At 44.0% G+C, this 19,443-nt stretch carries 19 protein-coding genes; 3 read left to right on the top strand and 16 right to left on the bottom strand.

Annotated elements, in window-relative coordinates; genetic code table 11:
- Nucleotides 1–6: 6 nt before the first annotated feature.
- Together FYJ57_RS15840 and FYJ57_RS07855 are read right to left on the bottom strand one after the other, a co-directional pair.
- Nucleotides 7–1,479 carry an aminotransferase class I/II-fold pyridoxal phosphate-dependent enzyme gene (locus FYJ57_RS15840; protein ID WP_154432264.1) on the bottom strand — a complete coding sequence of 491 codons (1,473 nt, stop codon included), beginning with the start codon at nucleotides 1,477–1,479 and terminating at the stop codon, nucleotides 7–9.
- 223 nt (nucleotides 1,480–1,702) lie between these two features.
- Entirely contained in the window at nucleotides 1,703–2,767 is a 1,065-nt protein-coding gene (locus tag FYJ57_RS07855) for a branched-chain amino acid aminotransferase (protein ID WP_106492690.1), read from the bottom strand.
- Between the two features lie 239 nt (nucleotides 2,768–3,006).
- On the opposite strand from FYJ57_RS07855, the gene FYJ57_RS07850 reads away from it, so the two are divergent.
- A complete protein-coding gene (locus FYJ57_RS07850; protein ID WP_022173150.1) occupies nucleotides 3,007–3,375 on the top strand; it encodes a DUF1292 domain-containing protein in 369 nt (122 codons plus the stop codon).
- A gap of 125 nt (nucleotides 3,376–3,500) precedes the next feature.
- On the opposite strand, the gene phoU is transcribed toward FYJ57_RS07850, so the two are convergent.
- The 9 genes from phoU to udk all read right to left on the bottom strand — a co-directional run bounded on the left by phoU (nucleotide 3,501) and on the right by udk (nucleotide 10,233).
- The gene (gene phoU, locus FYJ57_RS07845) at nucleotides 3,501–4,154 is read right to left on the bottom strand and encodes a phosphate signaling complex protein PhoU (RefSeq protein WP_154432263.1); all 654 of its coding nucleotides are present in this window, start codon (nucleotides 4,152–4,154) and stop codon (nucleotides 3,501–3,503) included.
- Nucleotides 4,154–4,909, bottom strand: coding sequence for a phosphate ABC transporter ATP-binding protein PstB (gene pstB / locus FYJ57_RS07840; RefSeq protein ID WP_154432262.1), 756 nt, complete (start codon nucleotides 4,907–4,909; stop codon nucleotides 4,154–4,156). Before pstB ends, phoU begins: the two co-directional genes overlap by 1 nt.
- A gap of 4 nt (nucleotides 4,910–4,913) precedes the next feature.
- Entirely contained in the window at nucleotides 4,914–5,762 is an 849-nt protein-coding gene (gene pstA / locus FYJ57_RS07835) for a phosphate ABC transporter permease PstA (RefSeq protein ID WP_022173147.1), read from the bottom strand.
- Complete coding sequence (gene pstC / locus FYJ57_RS07830) at nucleotides 5,762–6,613, bottom strand: phosphate ABC transporter permease subunit PstC (protein ID WP_154432261.1); 852 nt, start codon at nucleotides 6,611–6,613, stop codon at nucleotides 5,762–5,764. The genes pstA and pstC overlap by 1 nt, the downstream gene beginning before the upstream one ends.
- Before the next feature lie 84 nt (nucleotides 6,614–6,697).
- Entirely contained in the window at nucleotides 6,698–7,651 is a 954-nt protein-coding gene (locus FYJ57_RS07825) for a substrate-binding domain-containing protein (RefSeq protein ID WP_154432260.1), read from the bottom strand.
- Nucleotides 7,652–8,094: 443 nt separating this feature from the next.
- Nucleotides 8,095–8,562 (bottom strand): hypothetical protein, encoded by a 468-nt coding sequence (locus FYJ57_RS07820; protein ID WP_154432259.1) that lies wholly within the window; start codon nucleotides 8,560–8,562, stop codon nucleotides 8,095–8,097.
- A gap of 12 nt (nucleotides 8,563–8,574) precedes the next feature.
- Nucleotides 8,575–9,090, bottom strand: coding sequence for a dCTP deaminase/dUTPase family protein (locus FYJ57_RS07815; protein ID WP_154432258.1), 516 nt, complete (start codon nucleotides 9,088–9,090; stop codon nucleotides 8,575–8,577).
- A gap of 10 nt (nucleotides 9,091–9,100) precedes the next feature.
- Nucleotides 9,101–9,589 carry an anaerobic ribonucleoside-triphosphate reductase activating protein gene (gene nrdG, locus FYJ57_RS07810; RefSeq protein ID WP_106492756.1) on the bottom strand — a complete coding sequence of 163 codons (489 nt, stop codon included), beginning with the start codon at nucleotides 9,587–9,589 and terminating at the stop codon, nucleotides 9,101–9,103.
- Between the two features lie 32 nt (nucleotides 9,590–9,621).
- The gene (gene udk, locus FYJ57_RS07805) at nucleotides 9,622–10,233 is read right to left on the bottom strand and encodes a uridine kinase (RefSeq protein WP_154432257.1); all 612 of its coding nucleotides are present in this window, start codon (nucleotides 10,231–10,233) and stop codon (nucleotides 9,622–9,624) included.
- Between the two features lie 284 nt (nucleotides 10,234–10,517).
- Between udk and FYJ57_RS07800 the strand changes: the two genes are divergently transcribed.
- Together FYJ57_RS07800 and FYJ57_RS07795 are read left to right on the top strand one after the other, a co-directional pair.
- Nucleotides 10,518–11,528 carry a LacI family DNA-binding transcriptional regulator gene (locus tag FYJ57_RS07800; protein ID WP_154432256.1) on the top strand — a complete coding sequence of 337 codons (1,011 nt, stop codon included), beginning with the start codon at nucleotides 10,518–10,520 and terminating at the stop codon, nucleotides 11,526–11,528.
- Nucleotides 11,528–12,859, top strand: a complete 1,332-nt coding sequence (locus FYJ57_RS07795) for an MATE family efflux transporter (RefSeq protein WP_154432255.1) — start codon at nucleotides 11,528–11,530, stop codon at nucleotides 12,857–12,859. The genes FYJ57_RS07800 and FYJ57_RS07795 overlap by 1 nt, the downstream gene beginning before the upstream one ends.
- Before the next feature lie 293 nt (nucleotides 12,860–13,152).
- On the opposite strand, the gene tsf is transcribed toward FYJ57_RS07795, so the two are convergent.
- The 5 genes from tsf to FYJ57_RS15410 form a co-directional block, all read right to left on the bottom strand.
- Entirely contained in the window at nucleotides 13,153–14,091 is a 939-nt protein-coding gene (gene tsf, locus FYJ57_RS07790; protein ID WP_154432254.1) for a translation elongation factor Ts, read from the bottom strand.
- A gap of 83 nt (nucleotides 14,092–14,174) precedes the next feature.
- Nucleotides 14,175–14,912 carry a 30S ribosomal protein S2 gene (rpsB, locus tag FYJ57_RS07785; protein WP_022173139.1) on the bottom strand — a complete coding sequence of 246 codons (738 nt, stop codon included), beginning with the start codon at nucleotides 14,910–14,912 and terminating at the stop codon, nucleotides 14,175–14,177.
- A gap of 149 nt (nucleotides 14,913–15,061) precedes the next feature.
- On the bottom strand, nucleotides 15,062–16,678 hold the full coding sequence (locus FYJ57_RS15835; protein WP_154432253.1) for an HAD hydrolase-like protein: 1,617 nt from the start codon (nucleotides 16,676–16,678) through the stop codon (nucleotides 15,062–15,064).
- A 101-nt stretch (nucleotides 16,679–16,779) separates the two neighbouring features.
- Nucleotides 16,780–18,198 (bottom strand): N-acetylmuramoyl-L-alanine amidase, encoded by a 1,419-nt coding sequence (locus tag FYJ57_RS15830; protein WP_154432252.1) that lies wholly within the window; start codon nucleotides 18,196–18,198, stop codon nucleotides 16,780–16,782.
- Between the two features lie 42 nt (nucleotides 18,199–18,240).
- On the bottom strand, nucleotides 18,241–19,431 hold the full coding sequence (locus FYJ57_RS15410; RefSeq protein WP_235904489.1) for an N-acetylmuramoyl-L-alanine amidase family protein: 1,191 nt from the start codon (nucleotides 19,429–19,431) through the stop codon (nucleotides 18,241–18,243).
- Nucleotides 19,432–19,443: the final 12 nt, after the last annotated feature.

Raw genomic sequence — 19,443 nt, 5'->3', positions numbered from 1 at the left:
GTTTTATTATAACACACAAAAGCTGTCCAGTGAAGCATCCGATGGTCCGTGAAAGTGAAGTCCTTTTTTTCTGTATTCTTCCATATATTCCCAGATTTCCTCCGTCACCAGTTCTCCCGGATTGACCAGTGGTATTCCCGGTGGATACGGAATCAATGCTTCTGCTGCAATCCTTCCTTTTGCTTCCCGCCAGGGAATCCGTTTCTTTTCTTTAAAAAAAGCCTGTCGCGGGGTATCGATCATCGGTGGAATCGGTGGAATCAGACGTGTCTCCACATTCGCGGCATCCCCACTGGTGTTTCCCGTCATTTTCCTGCTGATGTCTTCCAGTGCCTCCACCAGCTGCCTCATATCACTCTCTTCATTGGCATATGTTACAACGGCAACCACATATCGATCGTCTGCCAGTTCCATACCAATCCTGTACTTCTCATAAAGTCGGTCTGCCAGCTGATAACCGGAAAGTCCAAGATCCGAAGCAGAGATCACCAGACGCACCAGATCCAGGTCATAGATGGCTTTTCCGCGAGATGCTTCTCCCACACAGGTAATTCCCGGAATCTTTTTCATTGCTTCTCTTGCCATCTGTGCCAGTGTCAGACCTCGTTGCAGCATCTCTTCCCCGTGAAGAGCCAGCTCATACCGGGCCGCATCCAGGGATGTCATCAGAAGATAGGACGGACTGGTACTCTGCACCATATGCAGACAGGCTTCCAGTCTTCCCAGATCCACCCGGTCACTTCCCACATGTAACAGGGAACTCTGGGTCAGAGATCCCGTTACCTTATGCATGCTCTGCGCGCACATATCTGCATCCTGAAGAATCGCTCCCCGGGGAAGTGTCTCCGTAGCTGTCCCTTCTTTCTGAAAATACAGATGGCCTCCATGTGCCTCATCCACCAAAAGCAATGCCCCGTGTCTGTGACAGATATCGGCAATAGCACGGATATTGCTGCACACACCATAATAGGTCGGGCTTGCCAGAAAAACAGCCTTACAGTCCGGATATTGTCGGAATCCCTCTTCTACAGTCTCCGGATCCAGGCTTCCCCAAAGGCCGGTGACCGGATCCTGTTTCGGCATCAGATAAACCGGAACCGCCCCACCAAGTGTCAGCCCCATCAGTACGGATTTGTGGGCATTTCTTGCTACCATGATCTTCTCACCCTCTTTTACCGAGGCAAGCACCATCGCTTCATTTCCACAGGTTGTTCCATTGACCAGAAAATAGGTTTTTTTTGCCTGAAATACCTCCGCTGCCAGCTCCTGTGCCTCCCGGATCACGCCTTCCGGTTCATGCAGATCATCCAGTCCCTCTGCCTCTGTCAGATCAAACCGGAAGATGCCATCTCCTGTCCACTGTCGCCAGCGGGGACTGATTCCCTTTTCGTATCGATGCCCTGGAATCTTAAAATATACCGGTCGGTTTGTTGTATAATCAACAATCGCGTCCAGTAATGGTGTTTTTCTTTGTTCCATATTGTTCTCCTGCTCTTTTCTCACTGACTTTCTGTCCTATATCAACAGCCGTCCTTTTTTTCTCATGTAATCATAACCTTTAACTCTTTGATAACATAATCAAAATTGGTCCACCGAACCAATTATTAATATGCAACGCAATAAAGAAAGAGCTCTCGCATCATTATCTTCTGCGACAGCCCTTTCTTATATTCCTTATGCATATCAGCACAATTATTCTTTATTATTTTACCAGTCTTGTCCAGCCGTATTTGTCTTCTTCTTTACCCCACTGGATGCCTGTCAGATAATCATACAGTTTCTGAGTCAGTTCACCAATCTTGAAGTTATTAATTGTGATTTCTTCTCCTTTATAAACCAATGCGCCTACAGGGGAGATAACTGCTGCTGTACCGGTTCCGTATACTTCTTCCAGTCTTCCGTCTCTTCCGGCCTGCATAAGATCATCTACAGACAGATGCGTTTCATTTACTTTGTATCCCCAGTCTTTCAGAATATGAATGATGGAATCTCTGGTTACACCAGGAAGTACTGTTCCTTCGATCGGAGCTGTGTAGATTTCGCCGTCGATCTTGAACATAATGTTCATTGCACCAACTTCTTCTACATACTTTCTTTCACGGCCATCCAGCCACAGTACCTGAGAGCAACCATATTTTTCAGCTTTTACCTGACCGATAATAGATCCTGCATAGTTACCGCCACATTTTGTAAATCCGGTACCACCCTGTACGGCACGAACATATTCATCTTCAACCATGATCTTAACCGGAGCCAGACCTTCTGCATAGTAAGCACCTACAGGAGAAAGGATGATTACGAACTTATATGCTTTTGATTTGTGTACGCCCAGAGAAGACTCACATGCAAATGCAAACGGACGGATGTACAGAGAAGTTTCCGGTTCAGACGGAACCCAGTCTTCTTCTGCTTTTACCAGTGCGTTTACGGCTTCGATAAACATATCTTCCGGAATAGTTGCCATACACAGACGTTCATTGGAATTGATCATACGACGTGCATTCATCTCCGGACGGAATAACTGGATCTGGCCATCTGCTCTTCTGTATGCTTTCAGTCCCTCAAATGTTTCCTGTGCATAATGTAAAACTACAGTAGCCGGATTCATCTCAATTGGTCCGTACGGACGAATGGTTGCGTCATGCCAGCCAATTCCTTCATCATAGTCCATAGTGAACATGTAATCAGCGAAATATTTACCGAAACCAAGTTTCTTCTGATCCGGTTTTTCCTGCAGTTCTTCTCTTTTAATAAATTTGATATCCATAATATCTCTCCTCCTGCTTTTCTCGAATGTATTTTTACATTCTTACATTCTGCCGGAGCCAGTCTGCTTCGACAACATATGTTAAGTATAAAACTACATTTTTCTCCCGTCAATAGAAAATCCATTGCTTTTTATGATTTCTTCTGTTAAAGTATACATAGATATAGCTGTTTTTTCTGCAATCTTTATGCTGATGCAGAACAGCTACCATATTAAGAAAGAGTGAGGTTTTTATTATTATGAGTGATCTGGAAAACAGCGCATGTACCGGTTCCTGCGATACCTGCGGATCCGACTGCAACCTTGATTTATCCAACCCAAATGCAACCGTAACCCTGACCCTGGACGATGACAGTGAACTGGTCTGTGCCGTCCTGACCATCTTCCCTGCCGGCGAGCATAAATATATTGCTCTGCTGCCATTAGATGAGAACGGCGAAAACCAGGACGGTGAAGTATTCTTATACCGTTTCTTCCAGGAAGAAGGTCAGCAGCCAACTCTCGAGAACATCGAAGACGATGACGAATATGAAATCGCTGCCGATGCTTTCGACGAACTGTTAGACAGTGCTGAATATGACGAAGTGGTTGACGGTAAAGAACTGTAAGAAACACCACCGGTCACAGACTTTGGTTTGTGACCGCATAAAAATCCCGTACATGACAGAATCGTTTATTGATTTTTTGTCATGTACGGGATTTTTCTTTTTGTTCCGTTCGTCTCAGATAACTGTCAGTCTTTATCTTCTACTTTTTCACCGTAGACATAATAGTGTACCCACTCTCCAAGATTCACGGCATGATCGCCAATACGTTCCATATATTTTGCAATCATCAGTACGTCCAGTTCACTGCCGGAACTATTTGGATTTTTTGCAATTTCTTCCATCAGTTCCATTTTGATCTCTTCAAAAAGCCGATCCACCTGATCATCCGTGGCAATCACTTCTGCTGCCAGTTTGTCATCCTTGCGTACAAACGCATTAACACTGTCATTGACCATCTTGGATGCAATTTTACCCATATGAAAAATCTTCGGGTGCACTTCCAGCTGAAAATCTGTCAGATGCCTGGATACATCTGCGATATCTGCTGTCTGATCTCCGATCCGTTCCATATCCGCGATCATGCGAAGTGCGGAAGAGATACTTCTCAGATCCCCGGATACCGGCTGCTGGCGAAGCAGCAGTGTCATACACATGGTTTCGATATCCCTTTCTTTTTGATCGATCTTCTGTTCAATCTTATGTACACTGACCGCAATCTCCTCATCTTTTTCCCGGAGTGCTTTCATCACCAGTGACATGGCCTCCTCACAGAGGTCACCCATCTCAATCAATTCTCCATTCAGCTTAAGCAGCTGCTCCTGATATGCCTGTCTTGCCATCAGCCAAACCTCCCTGTGATATAATCATCTGTCCGTTTATCTTGCGGTTTTGAAAATATAGTTTCTGTATCATTCATCTCCACCATCTCTCCCAGAAGGAAAAATGCGGTTTTGTCTGAGATTCTGGCTGCCTGCTGCATATTATGGGTAACCATAACAATAGTATACTGGTTTTTCAGTTCCAGTGCCAGATCCTCGATTTTCGTAGTAGAAATCGGATCAAGCGCACTGGTCGGCTCATCCATCAGAAGGACTTCCGGCTGTACCGCCAGCGCTCTGGCGATACACAGTCTCTGCTGCTGTCCACCGGACATACCAAGTGCACTCTTTTTCAGCCGGTCTTTTGTCTCATCCCAGATTGCCGCCTTTTTCAGAGAATCTTCCACAATCGCATCCAGTTCGCTTTTTTTACGGATTCCGTGGGTTCTCGGTCCATAGGCAACATTATCATAGATACTCATAGGAAACGGATTCGGCTTCTGGAATACCATGCCTACCCGTTTTCTCAGCAAATTGACATTTTTCATCTGATTGATTGGTTCACCGTCCAGAAGCAGTGTTCCGGTGATCTTACATCCTTCTACCAGATCATTCATTCGGTTTAAGGACTTTAACAATGTGGATTTTCCGCATCCGGAAGGTCCGATAAATGCAGTAATCTCTTTTTCCGGGATATGCATGGAAATCTTTTTCAGTGCCTGAAAATCCCCGTAAAACAAATTCAGATCTTTTATCGTAAATTTATCTTTCTCCATTCTCTTACCTCTTTGTCAGTTTTTTCGCGATCCAGCCGGAACCGGCATTGATCAGAAGTACTACTACCAGGAGTACCACTGCCGTTGCATATGCCTGTTTCATATACAGTCCCTCGGACAACAATGCGTACATATGAACAGCCAGCGTTCTTCCCGAACTCATCAGTCCAGGTACTTTTGCGATAGTACCTGCTGTATACATCAGTGCTGCCGTCTCTCCTACCACACGGCCGATACCCAGAATCACACCTGATACGATACCCGGTACCGCAGAAGGAAGAATGATGCGGAAGATTGTCCGCAGACTTCCCGCTCCCAGACCAAAACTTCCCTCACGAAAGGAATCCGGTACTGCTTTCAGTGCTTCTTCTGTAGTTCGAAGAATCAAAGGCAGGATCATAATCGCCAGAGTAAGCGCACCTCCCAGGAAGGTATAACCCCATCTGAATGTTGTTGCAAATAACAGATAACCGAACAGACCATAGACGATCGATGGAATTCCGGAAAGCGTTTCCGCTGTGATCCTTACGAGTTTTACCAGTTTGCTTCCTCTTTTTGCGTATTCCACCAGATAAATAGCTGCGCCGATACCCACCGGAACTGCGATCAGTAATACCAGAAGTACCATCAGAACGGTGTTGATGATTGCTGGCATCATGGATACATTCTCTGTATTATATTCCCAGGCAAACATCTCCGGTGAAAGGTTCGGTATTCCACGAATGAGGATATAACCTACGATACAGACTGTGATCCCCACGGTAAGAAATGTGGCAATCCACATCAAAAACCGCAGCACCAGAGAAAATGGCTGTTCTTTGTAACTTTCCAGCTGACCTTTTATCTTTTCCATCACTGTCCGCTCCTCCTTTGCAGTGCACTGCAGCACAGATTAATGATCAGGATCAGTACAAATAACACTACTGCCGTTGCAATCAGTGCTTCTCTGTGAAGATCCGTTGCATATCCCATCTCCATAACGATGTTGGAAGTAAGGGTTCGAACACCCATAGCCAGGTTTCCCGGTATCACCGGCTGATTTCCGGCTACCATGATCACCGCCATCGTCTCGCCGATGGCTCGACCGATACCAAGAATCACACCGGCAAGAATTCCTGACTTTGCTCCCGGAAGTACTGCAAAGAACACACTTCGTTCCCGTGTGGCGCCAAGAGCCAGGGCTCCTTCATAATAGGAGTCCGGAACCGCACGGATACTGCTTTCTGCCACACCGATCACGGTGGGCAGAATCATAATTCCCAGCAGTATCGATGCTGTCAGAACACTTTTTCCGCTTCCTCCCATGAGTTTTTGCATGATCGGAACAATTACTACCAGACCAAAGAATCCGTAGACGATCGATGGGATTCCTGCCATCAGTTCCACTGCCGGTTTGAGAATTTTATATAATTTCTCGTTACAGAACTTTGCCAGATATACCGATGCGAAAAAAGCAATCGGAACACCGATAATAATTGCTCCTGCGGTTACATAGATACTACCCACAATCATCGGCAGGATGCCGAAAATATTGTTCATGGGTTTCCATTTTTCTCCCAACAGAAAATTCAATGGTCCAATCTTTGCGATTGCCGGAATTCCGTTTGCAAACATAAAGATGCAGATCAATACAACTGCCGCGATTGACACACATGCTGTCAGGATAAAAACACATTTCATAATGAATTCTCTTGCTTCCTTCATGTTACTCCTTCTTTCAGAGAAAAACTGTTCCGTCTTTCACTTTTCTATGGAATACGGAACAGTTTCTTTTCTGTTTCTGATCATTTACTGTACGTCTGCCCAGTCCTGCGTTTCTCCTGTGAAGATAGACATTACCTGATCACTGGTCAGCTCATCTACCGGATTCTGTTTGTTCACGATAACTGCGATTCCATCCAGAGCGATCGGTGTTGCGGTTACACCCTGAGAAGTCTCTGTATCCTTCAGTTCTCTGGATGCCATTCCGATATCGCAGATTCCGTCGATGGCAGAAGTAACACCTGTGGTAGAATCGTTCTGCTGTACTTCGATTTCCACATCTGCATTCAGTTTTTTATAGCTCTCAGCCAGTTTTTCCATAACAGGTGTGACAGAAGAAGATCCTGCAACAGTTACTTTACCGGAAAGACCTGCTGCTTCATATGCACCTTCATTGCCCTGGCTGATATATCCGTTATCTTCAACTACTTTCTGTCCGTCTTTGCTCATAATATATTTTACAAAATCAGCTGCCACCTCACTCAAACCATCTTTTGTTACAATATTAAACGGACGGGAAATTTTGTAAGAACCATCTTTTACAGTATCTACAGAAGCTTCTGCACCGTCGATTTTTAATGCTTTTACGCTGTCATCCAGAGATCCCAGAGATACATAACCGATTGCATATTCATTACCTGCAACTGTTGTCATCATAACAGAAGTACTGTTGGTGATTTCTGCTGTATCTGTGGTGTTATCAATTTTATTTCCATCGGTATCTTTTGTCTCGATACCGAACAGTTCGATGAAAGCTCCTCTTGTTCCGGATCCTTCCTCTCTGGATATCGGACTGATCAGTCCCGAGAAATCTCCTCCCTTACTGTCTTCAGCTGCCGGAGTGTCTGTTGCTGCTGTATCTGTGTTTTCAGACTCCTGTGTTGTATCTGTACCGGTTGTAGTATTGCTGCTTCCACATCCTGTAAAGATCATTGCAGATACTGCAACTGCTGTTCCCATTACTGCCCATGTTTTTTTCATAATAATATTTCCTCCTTGTCATAACCATTCTTTTTTCGTAACTGTTCAGTACCTTCACAGTTACGAGCCAAAATGCATTTAAACGATAAAAACACGCTTTGCGATTTTTTATCGTTATCGCGGCACTCCTCAAGGTTCCGTGCAAGCACGGACTTTGACTCGTTGCTCGCGTAAATCACCTTCGGTGATGGCATTTTGGCTTGTATGTCTCGGGATTTTGACATATTCATGTCAAAACACCTCGCGGGACAGTGGCTACTGAATAGTTACCTTTTTTCTTTATTATTTATCTGACAAAGAGAGTATAGAAAATCTATGTTAAAACCGAAAGTTGTCTTCCGTAAAATAAGCGTTAAATAAACCGGGACTTTGTAAAGTGATTTTACATACGCTTCCCCTTTCGGATCCGGTACACACAAAAAAGACAAGGATGTGTAAAAGAATTACACATCCTTGTCTTTATCATCACCGATATCCTCGTATTTCAGATCTTCCGCATATTCCAGTCTTCCGATATAGGTAGTATGGATAAACATTGCCGGTAACAGGACACTCGTGATCACACTGAACACGGCATCTCTGATGCTGTGTCCATCCCATAAAAGCACCAGATAATTTACCATGCCGCTAAAAAAGCCCAAACCGAACAATATGAGCCCCGTAGTCATCAGGAATCGTAGTCTTCGTGGATTCTCCCGGAAGATCACTCCCAGAACACCTACTATCAACAGACATACTCCATAGCTTCCGTAGATAATACACAGTACATTGGCCCTGTGCATCTGCGCCGGTGCAGTCGGTATATATCTGAGACTCAGACTCAGATACTGCACAAAATAAATACTGATATCCATAGCTCCTTTTAACATAAGCAGAAAAGAAGCTAAAAAAAGCCAGTTTCTCGCTTTCATCTTTTCTATCCCTTATTTTCCGGTGGTACTTCCGAAACCACCATTTCTCACTCCATCTGCATCGTCGTCTTCAGTGATTCCGTACTGCATGAAGATTCCCTGTACCATTCCTTCACTCTGTCCAACTTCCAGCGTTTTTCCTTCTTTGCTGTCATTGGTCAGCTTCATGAATATATGCCCTTCATTATCCGAATAAAAATAATCACTGTCAATGATTCCCACGGTGTTATTCAACTGCAGGCGGTACTTGAAACCAAGACCGCTTCGCGGATACAGGCACAGCACCCAGTCTTCTGCCATCTCCACCCGGACACCGGTAGGAATCTTTACCATCTCTCCCGGTGCCAGTGTAAAGCTGACCGGTGCAAAAAAATCATATCCGGCACTTCCCCTGGTGGCACGTTTTGGCAGTTTAATACCTTCATATATTTCCCGGATCTTTTCTTCCGACTGTTCCCCAAAGGTATCTACCCAGTCCTTCCGGAACTGTTCCCAGCTTACTTTATGAAATTTTGCGATTCTTTTCATTCTTTTCTCCTTATGCGTGTAATACTACCAGACCTACTTCTCTGGATTTTGGTACATCGATCACCCGCTGATTCGGGCTTCCCTTCCATGGAAGACTCACATCCCTGCGTTCCAGATCGAATTTGCCGTCTACTATCACATCCAGATAAGAAACAATCGGCAGATCCTGAATATCTTCCCACAGATATCCTGTATACAGCCAGATATTCTTCTTTGGATATTTTTCCTTAATCTCTCTTGCAAAAGCCGTAACTTCATCCACATTCTTCTCATGAAGCGGATCACCTCCGCTGAAAGTGATTCCCTCTATATACGGTTTGTCCAACTGCTCAAAAATCTCCTGTTTTGCAGATTCGTCAAACAGCACTCCGCCTTCCGGATCCCAGGTAATCGGATTCTGACAGCCTTTGCAGTGATGGCTGCATCCGGCAACCCACAGAACCACCCTCAGTCCGTCACCGTTTAACATATCATCTTTCGTTATATCATGGTATCTCATAAATCCATTATATCCTTTCTCTAAATTTACTTTTATTCTGCCAGCAGATCTCGGATTTTAGATCTTACCACATCGAAAGCCACATCGTTCATTCCACTGTTGACAACAATATCTGCCCGATTTTTCATCGGTTCCACATACAGATAATGCATCGGCTTTACTGTGGTCAGATACTGCTCTACAATATTATCCAGATCTCTTCCCCGTTCCTTTACATCTCTGATGATTCGCCGGAGGATCCGCTCATCCGCATCTGCATCCACATAAATTTTGATGTCCAGCAGTTCCCGTACCCGTGGATCCGTCAGAAGAAGGATACCTTCCACGAGAATAATTTTCTTTGGTTCTATATGAAGCGTTTCTTTTGAGCGATTATGCTGACTATAGTCATACACAGGACATTCGATGCTTTCTCCTGCTTTTAGCTTTTTGAGGTGTTCTGTCAGAAGATCCGTCTCCAGTGAATCCGGATGATCATAATTCACTTTTTTTCTCGCTTCAAAGGGAATAGCATCCTGACACCGGTAATAATTGTCATGATAAATAACTGCCACATCATCCGGAAATTCATTTTTCAAGCGATTAGTAAACGTTGATTTTCCCGAACCGGTTCCTCCGGTTATTCCTATGATCGTACATTTCATTACGTATCGTTCCACCTTTGTGTTTATTTCCCTGAACAGTTTAGCACACCATGGCTTCCCACGCAAGGAAAAGAACGGGAAAGTCCGCACCGATCTCCGGTAATTTTCCGCAAAACAATCTCTAACGATTTCCGGAACAGATAATGCAGGAAAATGTGTAATGGAATAGCAAACTTTCACAAAAATCGAATGATAATTTTGTAATAGGTTATGCGCTTAACCTTTGTAAATTTCACATTTATAATGTACCATATAATCATAATATCACAGAAGAAGGAATGGAAATGACACAAAACAGGATTAGAATCGTAGATGTTGCAGATACGTTAGGTCTTAGTACTGCCACTGTCTCAAAAGTGATCCACGGCAAAACAGAAAAGATTTCAGATGAGACGGTAAAACGCGTCCAGCAGGAACTTGAAAGGTCAGGATATATCCCGGATATGGCTGGCATTTTGCTTGCAAGAAATAATTCAAGAATCATCGGAGTGGTGGTGAATGACCATGAAAAGTATGAGGGCAGGGTTTTAGAGGATGGGTTTGTGATGGCATCGCTGAATGCTCTTTCCCGTGAGGTGAATGAAAAAGGATATTTTCTGATGATAAAAACGACATCTGATATCAGAGAGATTCCGGTATTTGCATCCATGTGGAATATGGATGGACTGATTATGATCGGATTTTGTGAAGCTGATTATGAAAGCCTTAGAAATCAGATGCGGATTTCGTTTGTAGTGTATGACGGCTATTTTGAAAAATGCTCAAAGGTAGTAAATTTGGTCATCGATCATTATAACGGCGGCTATCAAGCCGGAAAATACTTAAAGGAGCTGGGACATAAAAAAGCATTATGCATAGCTGATAATTTCATCTGCATGGATAAAGAACGCATCGAGGGGTTTCTCAAAGCCTTTGCGCAAGGAGAAACATATAGATGGGAGATACCAAAGACAGAAAAGGAAAGAATGTGCTTTTATGAGGATAATTATATGCAGCTGTTAAAAAGCAATGTTACCGCTGTTTTTGCAGTGTCTGATTTTTATGCACTTGAGTTTATGAAGTTTTTACAAGGAAAAAACATTCGGATTCCGGAAGATATCCAGATCATCGGCTTTGATGATAACAGGGCAAGCAGGGAAAGTAACCCTTCCCTCACAACGATTCATCAGGAAGCAAACTTAAGGGCGAAAGCAGCAATTGAATGTCTGGAGGCAATGCGAGATGGTGCAGAATATAAGACAGAAATCGTGTTACCGGTTGATTTGATAAAAAGGGAAAGTACGAGGAAATTATAATGTCAAAGTTTATGAAATCGTTGTGTAAAATAGCAATTCCCGTCACATTGCAAAGTATGCTGCAGGCATCATTTTCAATTGTTGACCAGATCATGATCGGACAGTTAGGCGAGACAAATATATCGGCTGTTGGATTATGCGGTAACTTTTCACTGATTTTTTCAGTAGTGATTGGTGCAGTAAGCACGGTTGCGGGGATATTAATTGCACAGTTTATTGGTGCACAAGAAACAAAAGAGGCATGGTGCAGTTTTGACGTAAGTCTCATCTGTGGAATTATGATATCAGCATTGTTTTTGCTTTCAGCCAGAGTTTTTCCGTTGCAGATTCTTGGACTGTATACGAAAGATATGAGTATTATAAATACTGGTGCGGTTTATTTTAGAATCATAGCATTTTCTTATATTCCAATGGCTGTCAGCAATATTTTATCCTCATGGCTGCGCTGTAAGGAGCATGCCACGATACCATTTCTGGCAAGCTTTGGTGCTGTTATTGTAAACACAGGACTGAACTATTTGTTGATATTTGGAAAATTCGAATTTCCATGCATGGGAATAAAGGGAGCTGCGATCGCAACACTTCTTTCGCAGTTATTTAATCTGGTATTTATTGTTATCGGATTTGTCTTATGCCTCAGAAAAGATGGAGATAAACCGGTCTTGTCTCTACATTTTACAAAAATCACAATCAGGGATTATCTGACAATGATTATGCCGATTCTGATCAGTGAGTTTTTATGGAGTTTCGGTCAGAATGTGGAGTCTGCTGTTTATGGACATCTTGGCACATCAAACCTTGCAGCCTATACACTTACCGGTCCGATACAGGGGCTTATCATAGGGGCGCTTAGCGGATTGTCTGCAGCAGCCGGTGTGATGGTTGGCAAGAGGCTTGGCAGAAAAGAATACGATGAGGCTTACACAGAGTCAAAGAAGATTATGTATGCAGGATTATTTGGTGCAGTAGTGATATCTTCTTTGCTTATCCTTTTGGCTGGAGTATATACCGGATTATATCGTGTTGATAACAGTGTAAAAGAACTTGGAAAGATACTGCTTATCGTATTTGCCTTGTATGCTCCGGCTAAGGTGGAAAATATGATACTAGGCGGAGGCATTATAAGAAGTGGCGGTAACACCAAAATCATTATGATCATTGATATTGTTGGCACATGGTGTATCGGAATTCCACTGTGTCTGCTTGCAGCATACGTATTCAAATGGGGAATTGTCGGTGTGTATACATTGCTTACCACGGAGGAATTATTCAGACTTGCTGTATCCTTAATTATCTTTAAAAGGCGTAAATGGATAATAAGTTTATGCTGATTTACTTTTTGATCACAGCACAAATCAAGAGTGGGCTGAGCAGACAGAAAATCATTCAAAAAGGTACTAATCGCTTTTGGTTAATACCTTTTTATGCTATTTTTAAAGAAGTACGCATGCCCAGCCGACCCTCTGCCCTGTTAGGAACCGTCGTTCTGGGCATCCTTCGGAACGCTGGGTTTTGAAAATGCAGTAAACAAGGAAACCTTTTTACATATTAAAACAGACCTGCTTACTTATATCTCTACAAGTATACAGGTCTGCTATTTTGTCATTTTGACATATTGTGGAAATTACATTCCCATCTGTTTTGCAACTTCTGCTGCAAAATCTTCTTCTTTCTTTTCGATACCTTCACCGGTCTCGTAACGAACGAAGCCTTTGATGGTAACGTTTGCACCATTTGCTTTTGCAACTTCTGCAACATATTTTTCTACTGACTGTTTTCCGTCTTCTGCTTTAACATAAACCTGATCCAGCAGACAGATTTCTTTCAGTTCTTTATTGATACGTCCGCTGATCATACCCTGAATAACTTTCTCCGGTTTCTGGGACTCTTTCGGGTCGTTCTGGATCTGAGCCATCAGGATTTCTTTTTCGTGAGCAATGTACTCTTCGCTTACTTCGGATCTATTTGTATATTTCGGGTTCAGAGCTGCTATCTGCATAGCTACGTTCTTAGCCATCTCTTTGATTTCATCGTTTACAACGTCTGTTACAACGTCAACCAGAACACCGATTTTTCCACCCATATGAGTATAGGAAGCTACGAAACCTTCTGTTTCTTCTACTTTCTGGAAACGACGAATCTTCATGTTCTCGCCGATTACTGCAACCTGTCCAGCCAGAGCTTCGTTTACAGTTTTGGTTGTATCGAATTTCCATGACTCAGCCAGGAATGCATCGATATCTGCTGCTTCTGTTTCCAGAGCCTGCTCAGCAACCTGTGCAACGTATGCCTGGAATTTTTCGTTTTTAGCAACGAAGTCAGTTTCAGCATTTACTTCTACAGCGACAGCTTTTTTGGAATCTTCTGCAACTTTCAGCATTACGATACCTTCTGCTGCGATTCTGCTTGCTTTTTTCTGTGCAGTTGCAAGACCTTTTTCTCTCAGGAATTCCATAGCCTTGTCCATATCACCTTCAGTAGCTGTAAGAGCTTTCTTACAGTCCATCATACCAGCGCCGCTGATTTCTCTTAATTCTTTTACCATTGCTGCTGTAATAGCCATTATGATTTCCTCCTAAAATTGAGTTTTTACAGTTACTCAGCTGCCGGAGAATACCTCTCCGACAGCTGAATGGATACAAAATCTTACTCTTCTACTGCCTCTTCAACAGCCTCTTCAACGAATTCTTCCTCGCCTGTTGCACCCTGATTTGCTTCGATAACAGCATCTGCCATTTTGGAAACAATCAGTTTTACGGCACGGATAGCATCATCGTTACCCGGGATAACATAATCCAGTTCTTCCGGATCACAGTTGGTATCACAGATACCGATCAGCGGGATTCCAAGAGTATGAGCTTCCTGAACACAGATTCTCTCTTTTTTCGGATCTACGATAAAGATTGCATCCGGGATTCTCTTCATGTCTTTGATTCCGCCCAGGTTTTTCTGCAGTTTATCCAGCTCTTTTTTCAGTGCGATAACTTCTTTCTTCGGCAGAACATCAAATGTTCCGTCTTCCTGCATAGCTTCAATCTCTTTCAGTCTGGCGATTCTGCTCTGAATAGTTTTGAAGTTAGTCAGCATACCACCTAACCATCTTTCGTTTACATAGTACATTCCACAACGCTCTGCTTCAACTTTGATAGCATCCTGAGCCTGTTTCTTTGTACCAACGAACAGGATTGTGCCGCCTTCTGCAGCGATGTCAGATACAGCTTTATAAGCATCATCTACCATTCCAACGGATTTCTGCAGGTCGATAATGTAGATTCCGTTTCTTTCTGTGTAGATGTACTCTGCCATTTTAGGGTTCCATCTTCTTGTCTGGTGTCCAAAATGTACACCGGCTTCCAGTAACTGTTTCATTGAAATAACGCTCATGATTTCAATCTCCTTTTTTGGTTTTAATCTTCCCCGTACTTCTCATTCTTTTCGAGACCTGTTTGCAGGCACCTTCTCGGAATCGGCACGGGTGTTTTATGCATCGTTGTGATTATAGCATAAGCTTTTTTCGGTTACAAGTCTTTTTTTTATTTTCTTTTATATCCAAATAACCAGTATGTCGGAATCACACATAACAAAATTTCTATCATAACACTGCAAAGCATTCCTGCCGGAATCCGCTGCCATAGACTGCTCCAGAAACTGCTTCCGAAAAGGCTCCACAGATTTGCTGCTATATGTGCAACGATGCTGATCCACAAAGTTCCGGTTTTATCATAGATGATCGCAAGCATCACTCCCATACATGTTGCATAGAAAAACTGTACAACATTGCCATGATAGATACCGAATAATAACGCAGATATTGCAATTGCTGCCTGTGGTTTGACCCAGTCTTTCAGTCTGTGAAATACGATTCCGCGAAACATCAGTTCTTCACAGATTGGTCCGATAATTCCCACTACCAGAATCATAAAGCCTACTGGCTGTCCGGAAAATGCCTGTTCAGACACCTCACTGTAGCCGGTAAACAGATCGTTCAGATGCAATCCATTGATCAGATCATTTAAAAACTGTCCTGTGGCAATTGCCAGGATGATCACACTGAACCAGATCACCGGAGGTGCCCACACAAAAGCTTTTCCTGTTCCACTGAATCCTTCTTTCCGATGCATCTGATCTTTCCGGTAAAACAGATACAGGATTATCGCTGCTGTAAGATCACCGATCAGAGTAACATATAACGCACTGTTAATCAGACGCTGTCCGGCACTGGCAGTCTCCTGCAGTCCGCCCGCCTGTATCAGATATATCAGATACAAAGCGATCGTCGCAAGCAGTGTGGCTCCATAATGAATCAAAAACGGATAAATCAGACGCCAGATCTGTCCGGCCGTGGAATACCGGAATTTTACCTTTTTTTTCGCAGGTTCCGGCATTTCTTTTTCTTCTTTTTCCAGTTTCCGTGTCTCCGGTATTTCATATTTCTTCACTTTTTCTCTGTCCGGAATAATATTCCGCACAGATTCAACATTTTCTGTGGTTTCTTCATCGTTCGGACTGGCAAGGATTCCCAGATCTTCCACACTGTCTGCGATATAGACAGCACCTGCTTTTTCCAGTTCTTCCCGGCTTCCGTATCCGTAGGCAACCCCGATACATTGCAGACCACAGCTTATGGCACCCTGTACATCGTGACTCCGATCGCCTACCATAAGAACCTTGTCCCGTTCTTCTTCCAGATGCATCCGCCGTAAAGCCTCTTCAATAACCTCCGCCTTCTCCGTTCTTCTTCCGTCAAGTTCACTTCCCACAATCGCAGTAAAATAATCTGCAATCTGAAAATGCTCCAGAATCTGTTTTACGTAGACCTCCGGTTTAGACGATGCCACAGCAAGGATCTTATTATTGATTTTCAGAAGTTCCAGTAATTCCGGAATCTTCGGATACAGACGGTTTTCAAATATTCCCGTTGTAGTATACCGTTCCCGGTAATATACAACTGCCTTTTCTCCCTCTTCCTCGCTGAGACCTGCATATTTCATAAACTGTTCTTTTAAAGGAGGACCGATAAAACACTGCAGATTTTCCGGATGTTCTTCTTTTTTTCCCAGTTTTTCCAGTGCATACTGCACACAGTTAATAATGCCCTCTCCGGACTCTGTCAATGTTCCATCCAGGTCAAATAATATTACTTGCGACATAGTTACGTCCTGCTCTCTTTTCTTTTATGCTCGGAACTGCTCATTACCTTCGCAGTTCCGAGTCAAAATACCCCGCAGAATAATACCTGCCGGATAGTTACTTATGCTCCATAATAAGCATCGATACCGTTGGCGATACCCTGTACCATTTTTGTCTGATAAGAAGTGCTTGCCATATTCAGATCTTCTGTACAATTGGTCATGTATCCCATTTCAACGATACTCACCGGAATGGAGCTCCAGTTGATGCCACTCATGGTATCCGTCTGCATTACACCCTGGTTTTTAGCTCCTGTAGTTGCACAGAAACAGTCTACTATTTTTCTTGACAGTGTCTGGCTGGCACTGATCACACTTTTTCCCAGATACGGATTGCTGTTGGACGGTGCCATCGTCAGTGCTCCTGCAACGGATGTATTATCAGATCCATTGGCATGGATGCGAACCAGAATATCTGCTCCCTGATTGGCTGCCATCTGTGCGCGTTCTGCATTGCTGATATTGACATCATGTGTCTCACGGATCATATAAACCTGATATCCACGTGCCTGAAGCTCATCTCTCAGTTTCAAAGAAACCTGAAGTGTCAACTCATACTCGTTTAGTCCGGATGCATTTCCATGAGTTCCGGATGCAACTTTAGGCTTTGTCTGAGATGCTCCGGGACCGATCGGCTCTTTTGCACTGTTTCCTTTTCTCTGGTGACCTGCATCAATGGCAATAATTTTGTTTTTGGAACCTCCACCTGTTGTCGTGCCGGTTGTCTGACCAGGTACCCAGGCTCCGCTTCCATTAACGTAATAACTTCCGATCCAGGTGTTTGCCGCCATGGCTCCACTTCCTGTCAGATAATACCAGGTTCCTCCCAGATTCAGCCAGCCCGTTGCCATCGCTCCGCTTCCGTTCAGATAATACCAGGTTCCTCCCAGATTCAGCCAACCGGTTGCCATCGCTCCGCTTCCGTTCAGATAATACCAGGTATTTCCAAGTTTCAGCCAGCCGGTTACCATCGCTCCGCTTCCGTTCATGTAGTACCAGGTTCCTCCCACATTCACCCAGCCCGTTGCCATCGCTCCGCTTCCGTTCAAATAATACCAGGTATTTCCAAGTTTCAGCCAGCCGGTTACCATCGCTCCGCTTCCGTTCAGATAATACCAGGTTCCTCCCACGTTCACCCAGCCGGTCTCCATCCATCCTGCACCGTCAAAATAATACCAGGTTCCGTTGATCTGTTCCCAGCCTGATCTGGTATATCCTCCGTCACTGTGACGATACCACCAACGACCACCGCTGCTGATCCACTCATTTTTTGCCTGTGTTTTTCCTTCGATCCAGACACCATTTTCATCCACATAATAATTGCCGATCCAGGTTTCCTTCGCCTTTTCTCCTACCTGGTTCAGATAATACCAGCTTCCGTTTTCTTCCTGTACCCAGCCTTCTGCATGAGCTTTTGTCGGAAGAATTCCTACCAGAAACAGCATTACAAATAGCATACCGATCATTTTCAGTTTTTTCATCTGGCATTTCCCCTTTCTTTTTTCTGTCACTTTTTCTTATTCTCAGGACGCAAAGTACTGATCAATTCCATCTGCTATCCCCGTCACCATCTGCTGTTGATAATCTGCTGTCTGCATCCGGGTATCTTCCTCCTGATTGGTCATATATCCCATCTCAACAATGGTTGCAGGAATACTGCACCAGTTCAGCCCACTCATCTCATCGGTCTGATACACGCCCTGATTATTTGCCCCTGTGGAAGCACAAAACGCAGTGATGATACACTGTGACAGTTTCTGACATTCAGCAATCATTTCCTGACTCAGATATGGGTTAGCCGTACTAGGTGCCATTGTCAGAGCTCCTGCTACAGAGGTATTATCCGACCCATTGGCATGGATGCGAATCAGAATATCTGAACCCGATTCCGCTGCAAGCTGTGCCCGCTCCGCATTACTGATATCCACATCATTGGTTTCCCGGATCATATAGACTTCGTATCCCCTTGCTTCGAGTTCATCGCGAAGCTTCAGTGCCACATCCAGATTCAGCTGATATTCCGTTACTCCTGTTGTTCTTCCGGTCGTTCCGGATGCCACTTTTGCTTTTGTCTGAGACGCCCCCGGCCCAATTGGCTCCTGTTCACTGTTTCCATGTGCCTGATGGCCTGCATCAATGGCAATTTTCCTTCCATTGCCTTCCGGAGTCGGTGTCGGTGTGACAATCTCCGCCTCTACGGTTTCTGCCGGTTCTTCTGTCCCGGTCATTTTCCTGAGATTTGAATCTGTCAGAAGAAGGTACTGTATTCCCTCTTCTTCTCCTACTATAACACTCTCATCCTGCAGTTTTTCCACAAAAGCCTGGTAATCTTTCTCGTTCTTTTTCAGATGCAGCAAAACAGCTGCCACATCTTCCTGCGTATATGCTTCTACCTGACCTTCCTGTGATGTATACCGGAGATCTGCGGTCATAATTTTTACATCATTATGTTCTACCGCCTTTTTGATCTCCGTGATCAGATTCTTTTTCTGTACTGCTGGATCTGTCGGATCATCCGTAGGCTCCGGTGTCACCGTCTGCATCGGTGTTATCTGCGCTTCTTTTGCCTCCTGTTCCTGTTGTGCCTGTTGCATCTGTTCCATCTGCTTTCTGGCTTTTCCATATCCCAGGATGGCTGCAAAACCTAGGGCAAGCACCACGACCACAATTCCCATGATCATGATGTTCACTCTGGTTCCTGAAGGTTTTTTCATAATCGCTCCTCC

This window comes from Oliverpabstia intestinalis, from assembly GCF_009696065.1.
Classification (GTDB): domain Bacteria; phylum Bacillota; class Clostridia; order Lachnospirales; family Lachnospiraceae; genus Oliverpabstia; species Oliverpabstia intestinalis.
Note: the sequence above shows the minus strand (reverse complement) of the source record. Positions and strands in the feature narration are given on the sequence as shown.